6 protein-coding genes are annotated in these 11,244 nt (G+C 73.7%); 5 read left to right on the top strand and 1 reads right to left on the bottom strand.

Going from position 1 to position 11,244, the window contains the following annotated elements; genetic code table 11:
- The first annotated feature begins 43 nt into the window (after positions 1-43).
- The 5 genes from MVA48_RS04165 (at position 44) to MVA48_RS04145 (ending at position 10,013) form a co-directional block, all read left to right on the top strand.
- Entirely contained in the window at positions 44-1,297 is a 1,254-nt protein-coding gene (locus MVA48_RS04165) for a 3-deoxy-7-phosphoheptulonate synthase (RefSeq protein WP_246986126.1), read from the top strand.
- A gap of 31 nt (positions 1,298-1,328) precedes the next feature.
- Positions 1,329-3,179: a GMC family oxidoreductase gene (locus tag MVA48_RS04160; RefSeq protein WP_246986125.1), complete on the top strand. Its 1,851-nt coding sequence runs from the start codon at positions 1,329-1,331 to the stop codon at positions 3,177-3,179.
- A 210-nt stretch (positions 3,180-3,389) separates the two neighbouring features.
- Positions 3,390-4,085, top strand: a complete 696-nt coding sequence (locus tag MVA48_RS04155; protein ID WP_246986123.1) for an HpcH/HpaI aldolase family protein — start codon at positions 3,390-3,392, stop codon at positions 4,083-4,085.
- A gap of 186 nt (positions 4,086-4,271) precedes the next feature.
- The gene (locus MVA48_RS04150; RefSeq protein WP_246986122.1) at positions 4,272-9,755 is read left to right on the top strand and encodes an ATP-binding protein; all 5,484 of its coding nucleotides are present in this window, start codon (positions 4,272-4,274) and stop codon (positions 9,753-9,755) included.
- 87 nt (positions 9,756-9,842) lie between these two features.
- Entirely contained in the window at positions 9,843-10,013 is a 171-nt protein-coding gene (locus MVA48_RS04145) for a hypothetical protein (RefSeq protein ID WP_246986120.1), read from the top strand.
- Positions 10,014-10,071: 58 nt separating this feature from the next.
- Here the strand turns inward: MVA48_RS04145 and dgoD are convergent, their stop codons facing one another.
- Positions 10,072-11,220: a galactonate dehydratase gene (dgoD, locus tag MVA48_RS04140; protein WP_246986118.1), complete on the bottom strand. Its 1,149-nt coding sequence runs from the start codon at positions 11,218-11,220 to the stop codon at positions 10,072-10,074.
- Between the last annotated feature and the right edge of the window lie 24 nt (positions 11,221-11,244).

Genomic DNA, 11,244 nt, shown 5'->3' with positions numbered 1-11,244 from the left:
CACGAGCGCGGGCCCGATGAGCCGCGCCTGCGACGATGAGCCGGTGACGGCACACGACGACGGCGTCCCGGGGGACCAGGTCCTGGGGGTCGCACAGCGCATCGCCGACCGCCTGCTCGAGGTCCAGCGGCTGGTGAACGAGCAGGTGGACGCCACGCAGTCGCGGCTGCTGCCCGAGGTCCGCCGGCAGCTGGGCTACCAGGAGCAGGAGCCGGTCGACCTCGCCGGCCTCACGAACACCCGCATCGTCGGGCTGGACGTCGTCGTGACGCCGGAGGCCGTGGCCACGGTGCTCCCGCTGTCGGCGTCGTCGGCCCGGACGACGGGGAACGGGCGCCGGGCCATGGCCGACATCGTCCGGTCGGCCGACTGGCGACTGGGCGTGATCGCCGGACCCTGCTCGATCCACGACCCGGCCGCGACGCTGGAGTACGCCGGGTTCCTCCGCCGGATGCGGGAGCGGCACGGCGACGCGCTCGAGATCGTGATGCGGACCTACACCGAGAAGCCGAGGACCGAGGTCGACTGGAAGGGCTTCGCCTACGACCCCTACCTCGACGGTTCCAACAACATCAGCGTCGGTCTCATCGCGACCCGCATGATCATGGGCCGCATCACCGCCATGGGCGTACCGGTGGCTGCCGAGCCGCTCAACGCCCTCACCCCCCAGTACGTCGACGGCCTGGTGACCTACAACGGCGTCGGTGCGCGCAACGTCACCGACCAGACCGCTCGCGAGCGGGTGTCCGGGTTCTCGGCCGTCGTCGGGTTCAAGAACTCACCGGAGGGCAGCATCGAGGCCGCCGTCCAGGCGGTCGTCGCCGCGCGGGCGCCGCACGAGTTCCTCGGCGTCGACCGGCACGGGATGACCGCCCAGCTGTCCACCACCGGGAACGACACGGCCCACGTCATCCTGCGGGGAGACAAGTCCGGCCCGAACTACTCCGCCGCCCACATCGCCGACACCAGGGAGCACCTCCGACGGCGAGGGCTGCCGGAGGTCGTCGTCGTGGACGCCTCCCACGGCAACAGCCAGAAGGACCACCTGCGCCAGCGCGACGTCGTGCACGACCTGGCGGGACAGATCGCCGGCGGGGAGACCGCGATCCGCGGCGTGATGCTGGAGAGCAACCTCGTCGCCGGTCGGCAGGACCTGGACCAGGAGCACCCGGAGGTCCTCGAGTACGGCAAGAGCGTCACCGACGCCTGCGTGGACCTCGACATGACCGCCGCCATGCTCGACGAGCTGGCCGGCGCCGCCCGGGCCCGGCGCGACTCCGGTTTCCCTCGCGGCTGACCGGCGCTACGTTCGCGCCGTCCCCAGCGCGGTGGACTTCGTCGTCGTCGGTGCCGGCTCCGCGGGGGCGGTGATGGCTGCGCGCCTGTCGGAGGATCCGGACGTCCGGGTGGCGCTCATCGAGGCGGGCGGTCCGCCGCCTGCCGCGGAGCTCATGCCGGCCGCCGGCCCGGTCCTGCAGGTGGACCCCGAGACCGACTGGATGCTGACCGCGGACGCGGGCGGCTGCGGCAAGGGCCTGCGCGAGGGCCGCATGATGGTCCCCCGCGGCAAGATGCTGGGTGGGTCGTCGGGGATCAACTACCTGGCCTACGTGCGGGGGCATCCCGGCGACTTCGACTCCTGGTCCGCCGGCGGCGCGGAGGGCTGGAGCTACGACGAGGTCCTGCCGTACTTCAGGAAGAGCGAGGGCCTCGTGCCGAGCGAGGCGATCCCGCTCGACCTGCCCGCGCACAACACCGACGGCCCGCTCGGGGTGTCGGTGCGCCGGCCCGTGATCCCGGGAGCGCAGGCGTTCGTCGACGCGGCCGTCGCCACCGGCATGGCGCTCGCGGACTACAACGGGCGCGACCGGGGCGGACCCGAGGGGATCGTCTCGCTGTTCCAGACGACGACCCGGCAGGGCAAGCGGTCGAGCACCTACCACGCGTTCCTCGAGGGGGAGGTCGAGCAACGGCCGAACCTGACGGTGATCACCCGCGCCCAGGCCACCCGGGTGCTCACGGCGGGGGAGGGCGGCGACCTCCGGGCGACCGGGGTCGAGTACGTGACCGCGGACGGCGCTACCGAGGTGATCGAGGCCGAGCGCGAGGTGATCCTCAGCGCCGGCGCGGTCGGCTCGCCGCAGCTGCTCATGCTCTCCGGCGTGGGGCCGCGCGAGCACCTGGAATCGGTGGGTGTCCCGTGCGTGCTCGACCTCCCGGAGGTCGGCAGCCACCTCAAGGACCACCTGCACCTCGGGTTGATGTTCCCGGCGCCGGGGCTGGGCGTCTCGATGGCCGCCATGGGAGTCGCCATGGGACCGGACGCGCTGCGGGCGCCGGCGGGCCCGCTCCCCGCCGACCCGGCCGACGACGCGGCCCTGCCGCCGGAGCTGCAGGCACTCAAGGCCGAGGCCGAGCGCCAGCTCACCGAATGGTTCACGACCGGCGAGGGGCTGGCGTCGTCGTCCCTGTACGACGCGGGTGCCTGGCTGTCGACCGGCCTGGGTGACGGGCACACACACGACGCGCAGATCGCCATCTTCGTCTGCGGGTACAACGTCGACATCTGGAACGCCTGCCTGCGCGCCGACCCGGCCGAGTACTTCGACGACCCGGCCCTGGCCCTCGGTCCCACGGCCGAGAACATCTTCGTCCTGGCCAATCCCGTGCAGCCGCACAGCGAGGGGGAGATCCGCCTGGCCGCCGCCGACCCGCTGGCGCCCCCGGACATCCGGATGAACTACTTCGCCGATCCGCACGACCTCGAGGTGATGGTCGCCGTGGTGCGCCGCGCGCTCGACATCGTCACCGAGATGGGGCGCACCCACGAGATCGGCGATCTCATGGTGCCCCGGCGGCTGGCCGAGAAGCACGGCTACGCGCGAGGTGACGTGCCGAGCGACGAGTTCATCGTCGACCTGGCGCGGCACTACTCGTTCACCGTCTACCACCTGACCAGCACCTGCCGGATCGGGTCGGTCGTCGATCCCCGGTTGCGCGTCCTCGGGGTCGACCGGCTGCGGGTCGCCGACGCGAGCGTCATGCCGAACGTGGTCAGCGGCAACACCAACGCGGCCTCGATCATGATCGGCGAGAAGGCGGCGGAGCTCATCGCCCAGGAACACGGGGTCCAGCTGGCGGAGTTCGTCGGGGTGGATGCCGCGCGGCTCGGTCCGTGAAGCATTCCAGCCCACGCCTGTCACGTCGCCGTCCGGGGGCATGGGTAGCGCCCCTTCGTCAGGCGGCTCCGCCGGTCAGCGTGGCCCGGTGATCGCCCGGGACGACGCCCACCAGCGCCCGGCCGCGTTCGCCGACCGGTCGGTCTGATGGACGCCGACGAGCTGCGGCACAGACTCATGTCGGGCCGACCGTGCCACGGGGTGTGGAGCATGCTGCCGGGCGCGGTGACCGGTGAGCTCCTGGGCCGGGCGGGGGCCGACTTCGTCGTCGTCGATCTGCAGCACGGCGCGACGGGCGAGGCCGACCTCCCGGGTGTGGCAGCGGCGATCCGCACGGCCGGCGCGGTGCCGCTCGTCCGCACCCGGAGCCCGCACTTCCCGGACGTGGGCCGGGCGCTCGACCTCGGCGCCCACGGCGTCGTCGTGCCGGGCGTGCGGGACGCGGAGCACGCCCGCGAGGTGGTCGCCGCCTGCCGGTACGCGCCCGCGGGGACCCGGTCGATCGGTCGGCTGTCCGGCGGCGCCGAGCGCCCGCTCGTCATCGTCATGGTCGAGACGGCATCCGCCCTGGCCGACCTCGACGACCTCCTGACCGTGGACGGCATCGACGGGGTGTACGTGGGGCCGGGCGACCTCGGCCTGGCCGTGGAGCTGTCGGGCGAGGAGCACCGCGCCGAACTGCGTGCGGTCCTGAGCTCGGTCGTCGCGCGGGCCGTCGCCGCCGGTGTCCCCGTCGGCGTCCACGCATCGGACGCCGGGGAGGCCGCCTCCTTCGCAGCCGAGGGCGCGACGATCGTCACCGTCGCGGCGGACGCCGTCGCGCTGGCCCGAGCGGTGCGGACGAGCCTCGGGGACGTCCGCGCGAATGCGTCCCCGAGGCCGCTCGGAGCGCCGCCTCGTTTGTGAGGTCCCGACAACGGCTCCGGTGTTCCATGCCCGTCTCCGGCCGGTCCGGTTGACGCCGTCGTCGGGACCCAACCATGCTGCGACCAGTAACTTCGGTGCCCCCCGACGCGGTGCCCTCCACGGCGCCGCGTCGCCGGCTCGGAGCCCCGCCGTCGTGGTGGGCCCACGACGAGGGGGAGGCGCGCAGTGTTCAGCCGGATCGCGGTCGTCAACCGGGGTGAGCCCGCCTTGCGGCTCATCCGCGCCGTCCGGGAACTGAACGCCGAGCACGGCACGGACACGAAGGTCATCGCCTTCCACACCGAGGCCGAGCGCCGCGCCACCTTCGTCCGGGCGGCCGACGAGGCCGTGCTGCTGCGGGAGAGCGGGGCGGTGAACCCCTACCTCGACCACGAGGAGCTCGCCCGGGCGCTGCGCACCAGCCGCGCGGACGCCGCGTGGGTCGGCTGGGGGTTCGTCGCGGAGGATCCCGCCTTCGCCGAGCTCTGCGCCGAGCTCGGCGTGACCTTCGTCGGACCGCCGCCGGAGGCGATGCGCCTGCTGGGGGCGAAGATCGAGGCCAAGGTGCTGGCCGAGCAGTCCGGCGTGCCCGTGGCCGCGTGGTCCGGTGGCCCGGTCGCCGGGGCCGAGGACGGCGCTCGGCACGCGGCCACCATCGGCTACCCGCTCATCGTCGAGTCGCGCAGCGGTGGCGGCGGACGGGGCATCAGGATCGTCCGCTCGGAGGCGGAGCTCGGGGACGCGCTGACCCGCACCCAGGTCGAGGCCGAGCGCACGTTCGGCGACCCGGTCATCTTCATGGAACGGCTCGTCGAGGGAGGCCGGCACGTCGAGGTGCAGGTCATCGCCGACCAGCACGGCAACGTCTGGGCCCCTGGCGTGCGCGACTGCTCGGTGCAGCGGCGCAACCAGAAGGTGATCGAGGAGTCGAGCTCGCCCGCCCTGACTCCCGAGCAGGACCGCTCGCTGCGGGAGTCGGCGATCGCCCTGGTCAAGGCCGCCGGCTACGTCGGCGCCGGCACCGTCGAGTTCCTCTACCAGCCCGACGAGCAGCTCTTCACCTTCCTCGAGGTCAACACCCGGCTGCAGGTCGAGCACCCGATCACCGAGGAGACCACGGGCCTGGACCTGGTCAAGCTGCAGCTGCACGTCGCCGGGGGCGGCCGGCTGGTGGGCGAGTGCCCGCCCGGCTTCGGGCACGCGGTCGAGGCGAGGCTCAACGCCGAGGACGCCGAGCAGGGGTTCGCGCCCGCGCCCGGGCGCGTGGAGCTCATGCGGCTGCCCACCGGCCCGGGAGTGCGCGTCGACACCGGCTTCAGCGCAGGAGACGTCATCCCGTCCCAGTACGACTCGATGATCGCGAAGGTCATCGCGTGGGGCCGCGACCGCCCCGAGGCGCTGGCCCGGCTGCGCTGCGCGCTGCGCGAGACCACCGTCGTCCTCCGGGGAGGGACGACGACGAAGTCCTTCCTGCTCGATCTCCTCGACCGCCCGGAGGTCGTCGCCGGAACCGCCGACACGGCGTGGCTGGATCGCGCCGGCACGGCCGCCGGCATCCCCGCCACGGGCAACGCGTGGGTGGCCCTGGTGCAGGTCGCCATCGACGTCGCCGACGCCGAGGAGGCGGGGGAGCGGGCGGCGTTCCTCGCCTCCGCGCGCGGTGGGCGCCCGCGAGCCGCCCTGGACGTGGACCGCACGGTGGAGCTGGGCCTGCGCGGTCAGGTCTACCGGCTGGCCGTCGCCCGCATCGCCGCCGACCGGTACCGCGTGGAGCTCGACGGCCGTTACCTCGACGTCGACGTCGACCGCCTCGGTCCGCTGGAGAGCCGGCTCGGCGTCGACGGCCGCCGCTGGTCGGTCGTGGCCGTGGAGGCGACGGGGTCCCACCTCGTCGAGGTCGACGGGGTCACCCACCGCGTCTCCCGCGACGCCGGAGGCGTCGTCCGCGCCCCGGCCCCGGCCGTGGTCGTCGCGCTGCGCGCCGCCGCCGGGGACGACGTCGAGGCCGGCCAGACGGTCGTCGTGCTGGAGAGCATGAAGATGGAGACGGCGGTGCGCGCGCCGTTCGCGGGCCGGGTCCGGGAGGTGCTCGTCCGCCCCAACGCGCAGGTCGATGCCGGTGCCGCGCTGCTGAGCATCGAGCGGGCCGGCGGCGAGGCCGAGGAGGCGTCCGGCGAGCGCGTCTCCCTGCCCGAGCACGAGGACGGGACGCCCGCGCACGCCGGCGAGCGCGCCCTGTCGTTGCTGGCCGGTCTGCAGGCGCTGATCACCGGCTTCGACGTCAGCGGTCGGTACGCGCGGCAGCTGGTGGCCGAGTACGCGGCCGCCCGCGGAGGCCTGGAGGACGGCGACGAGCTGCTGCGCGGGGAGCTCGCCGTCCTCACGACGTTCGCCGATCTCGCCGAGCTGTCCCGCAACCGACCGGCGAGCGCGGAGGAGGAGGCCGACCAGCAGGTCCACAGCCCCCGCGAGCACTTCCACGCCTTCCTGCACTCCCTCGACGCCGAGCGCGAGGGACTGCCCGAGTACTTCCGGGCCCGGCTCCTGCGGGCCGTGCGGCACTACGGCGTCGAGGACCTCGAGCCGACGACCGCGCTGCAGGAGGCGGTGCACCGGCTGTTCCTCGCCCAGCAGCGCATCCCCGACCAGCTGCCCGCCGTACTCGCGCTGCTCGACCGGTGGCTGGGTGCGGCGCCGCCGACCGGTCCGGCGCGGGCCGAGGTCTCCGACGTCCTCGACCGGCTCGTGGTCGCCACGCAGCTGCGGTATCCGGCCGTCGGCGACCTGGCCCGTGCCGTGCGGTTCCGCTACTTCGAGGAACCGATGGTGCAGGAGAACCGGCAGGTCGTCCTGGAGGCGGCCGCCGGACTCCTGGCCGAGCTGGAGGAGGCCGCCGCGCGCGGTGACAGCGAGGCGGCGATGCGCCGCGTCGAGGCGCTGGTCGAGAGCCCCGAGCCGCTGATCCGGCTGCTCGCCCAGCGTGCCGAGCGGCAGACCGACGTCCCGGACCCGGTCCTGGAGGTGCTCACGCGCCGGTACTACCGCAGCCGCGACCTGCAGAACGTCCGGTCCCTGCTCGTCGAGGGGCGGTCGTGCGTCACCGCCGACTACGACCTGCAGGGGACCCGACTGCACCTGGTGGCGTTGATGGGCCCGATGCGCGACCTGCCGGTGGCGCTGGCGGAGGTCCGCAGGCAGGCCGCCGCGGTCGCCGAGCCGAACACGCTGCTGGTCGACCTCTACGTCTCCTGGCCCGACCGCCCCGGCGACTCCGACGCGATGGCCGACGAACTGCGCGGCATGCTGGCCGAGCCCGCGGCGGCGGCGTCCGTCCGCCGGGTGACGGTCACCGTGTGCACGCCCGCCGGCGACGTCGACACGGTGACCTTCCGACCGTCGGGCGAGGGGCTGGCGGAGGACCGCATCATCCGCGGCATGCACCCGCTGACCGCCCAGCGGCTGAACCTGTGGCGGCTGAAGAACTTCGCCGGGGAGCGCCTCCCGGCGGCCGAGGACACCTACCTGTTCCACGTCACGGCCAAGGACCACCCGAACGACGAGCGGTTCATCGCGATGGCCGAGGTCCGGGACCTCGCACCGCTCCGCGACGACGCCGGCGAGATCGTCGGCTACCCGACCGCGGAGCGGCAGCTCACCGCCTGCCTGGACAGCCTGCGCCGCGCCCAGTCGCGGCGGCGGTCGCGGCGGCCGCTGGAGCACAACCGCGTCTTCCTGTACGCCTGGCCCTCGATCGACGTGCCGCTGGCCGAGGTCGCGAACTTCGCGCAGGCCGTGGCGCCGCTGACGGTCGGCGCGGGCATCGACCAGATCATGCTGTTCGCCCGCCTGCAGCAGCCGGGGCAGCCGCCGCGGGAGGTCGCGGTGCGGTTCTCGGCGCGGCCCGGCACCGGTGTGCAGCTGCAGGTGACCGACCGGCCGACCGAGCCGATGCGGCCCCTGGACGACTACACGGAGAAGGTGCTCAGCTCCCGGGCCCGTGGCGCGGTGTACCCGTACGAGCTCAGCGGCCTGCTGGCCGGGCCGGACGGCTCCTTCGTCGAGCACGACCTGGACGACACCGGGCGGCTGGTGCCGGTGGAACGGCCGCCGGGGCTGAACAAGGCCGGCATCGTCGTCGGCGTGGTGAGCACGCCGACCGCCCGGTACCCGGAGGGGATGACCCGGGTGGCGCTGCTCGGCGACCCGACCAAGCAGCTGGGCACCGTCGCCGAACCGGAGTGCGCCCGCGTGATGGCCGCGCTCGACCTCGCCGAGCAGCGCGGGCTGCCGGTCGAATGGTTCGCCCTGTCCTCGGGCGCGCGCATCTCCATGGACAGCGGGACCGAGAACATGGACTGGGTGGCCCGCGCGCTGCGCCGGATCATCGAGTTCACCCAGGCCGGCGGCGAGGTCAACGTCGTGGTCGCCGGCATCAACGTCGGCGCCCAGCCCTACTGGAACGCCGAAGCCACGATGCTGATGCACACCAAGGGCATCCTGGTGATGACGCCGGACAGCGCGATGGTGCTCACCGGCAAGCACTCGCTGGACTACTCCGGCGGGGTGTCGGCCGAGGACAACTTCGGCATCGGCGGCTACGACCGCGTGATGGGGCCCAACGGCCAGGCGCAGTACTGGGCGCCGAACCTGACCGCCGCGTGCGAGCTGCTCTTCCGGCACTACGAGTACGCCTACCTGGCGCCGGGGGAGCGGTGGGCCCGACCGGCGAGGTCGGTGGACCCGCGGGACCGCGACGTACGGGAATTCCCGCACGCGCACCCGTCCAGCGACTTCACCACCGTGGGCGACGTCTTCTCGCCGACCGCCAACCCGGAACGGAAGAAGCCGTTCGACATCCGCACCGTGATGCGGGCGGTCACCGACCAGGACCACCCGGTGCTCGAGCGGTGGGCGGGCATGGCCGACGCCGACACCGCCGTCGTCCAGGACGCCTACCTCGGCGGCCACCCCGTCACGGTGCTCGGCATCGAGTCCCACCCCATCCCGCGCCGGGGCGCCTACCCGGCCGACGGCCCCGACCTGTGGACCGCCGGCACGCTCTTCCCACGGTCGTCGGTGAAGACCGCGCGCGGCATCAACGCAGCGAGCGGCAACCGGCCCCTGGTCGTGCTGGCCAACCTGTCCGGGTTCGACGGCTCGCCCGAGTCGCTGCGCAAGTGGCAGCTGGAGTACGGCGCCGAGATCGGGCGGGCGCTGGTCAACTTCGACGGACCGGTCGTCTTCTGCGTCATCTCCCGCTACCACGGCGGCGCGTTCGTGGTCTTCTCCGGCGTGCTGAACGACAACATGGAGGTGTTGGCGGTCGAGGGCTCCTACGCCTCGGTCATCGGCGGCGCCCCGGCGGCGGCGGTGGTGTTCACCCGCGAGGTCGACAAGCGGACGGCGGCCGACCCCCGGGTCCGTGACCTCGAGGTCGCGCTCGGCTCGGCGGACCCGGTCGAGCAGGGGCGGCTGCGGGCCGAGCTGGCCACCGTCCGCGCGACCGTGCGATCGGAGAAGCTGGGCGAGGTGGCCGCCGAGTTCGAGGCCATCCACGACATCGAGCGGGCCCGGCGGGTGGGATCGGTGCACGCGATCGTGCCCGCTGCCGAGCTGCGGCCGCAGCTCGTCGCGGCGGTCGAGCGGGGGATGGAGCGGGCGAGCCGGTAGGCACGGACTCGACGCGTCCCGGGCCTTGCCTCCGCCGGGTGCCGGGGCCACCATCGGCCCCACCACCCCAGTGGCTCGGGAGGACTCGTGGACTCGGAGATGCACGGCGACTACGGGTACGACCTGGCGCACCAGGACGTCCGGGACGAACCACGGCCGGTGCCGCGGAGGTCCGGCGAGCACCTGGGCCCGCCACCGCGGAGGGCGGACTCGGACCGCAGCGAGGACCTCGCCTACGACGAGGCGCACGACTTCTGATCCGCGGCGGCTGCCCCGGAGCGCGCGGTGGCGCGAGCCGGTCGTGGCGGGTCTCGCGTCACCACTCCGCGAAGGAACCGTCGGGGTGGCGCCAGATCGGGCCGCGCCATCGGTGCCCGATCTCCGCCGCCCGGCGGACGGCGGCCTCGTCGACCTCGATGCCGAGGCCCGGCCCGGTCGGCCGCGCGCACCAGCCGGCCCCGAACTCGAAGACCGACGGGTCGACGAGGTAGTCGAGGAGGTCCGACGTGGTGTTGTAGTGGATGCCCAGGCTCTGCTCCTGGATCAGCACGTTGGGCGTCGCGAAGTCCACCTGGAGGCACGCGGCCAGGGCGATGGGGCCGAGCGGGCAGTGCGGCGCCAGGAGGACGTCGAAGGTCTCCGCCAGGGCCGCGATGCGCCGGCACTCGGAGATGCCCCCGGCGTGGGCGACATCCGGCTGGGCGACCGCGATGCCCGCCTGCAGCACGGGCAGGAACTCCGCACGGCCGTACAGCCGTTCCCCCGTGGCGATCGGCAGCGTCGTGGCCTCGACGACGTCCCGGAGCCGGTGGGCCGAGTGCTCGGGCAGGACGGGTTCCTCGACGAACATGGGCCGCAGTGGTTCCAGCTCGGCCACGATGCGCCGCGCCATCGGCGTGGTGAACCGGCCGTGGAAGTCGAGGGCGAAGTCGCCGTCCTCGCCCATCGCCGATCGCGCCGCGGCGGCCAGGTCCAGGGTGCGGTCGATCGCGAGTGTCGTGTCCAGCGGGCCCATCCGGCCCGAGGCGTTCAGCTTCACGGCGGTGAAGCCCGCGGCGCGCATCCCCGCGGCGCGATCGGCGACCTCCGCCGGCTCGTCGCCACCGATCCAGCCGTAGACACGGACCCGGTCGCGGACCGGGCCGCCGAGCAACTGGTGGACCGGCAGGCCGTAGGACTTGCCGGCGATGTCCCACAAGGCCTGGTCCAGGCCCGCGACCGCCGAGGAGAACACCGCGCCGCCCCGGTAGAAGCCCGCCTTGGACATGACCTGCCAGTGGTCCTCGATCCGGCGCGGATCACGACCCACGAGCACGTCCTCGAGCTCGTGCACCGCCGCCTGGACGGTGGCGCTGCGTCCCTCGAGGGTCGCCTCGCCCCAGCCGTCGATCCCCTCGTCGGTCGACACCTTGACGAACAACCAGCGAGGGGCGACCAGGAAGGTCTCGATCCCGGTGATCCTCACCGTGCGCCCGCCGAGCTCGTCTGC

Source organism: Blastococcus sp. PRF04-17, assembly GCF_023016265.1.
GTDB lineage: Bacteria > Actinomycetota > Actinomycetes > Mycobacteriales > Geodermatophilaceae > Blastococcus_B.
Note: the sequence above shows the minus strand (reverse complement) of the source record. Positions and strands in the feature narration are given on the sequence as shown.

What these genes read in the sequence shown, in the direction of transcription:
- MVA48_RS04155 (WP_246986123.1), top strand. Translation starts at nt 3,390, where the DNA reads ATGCTGCCGGGCGCGGTGACCGGTGAGCTCCTGGGCCGGGCGGGGGCC.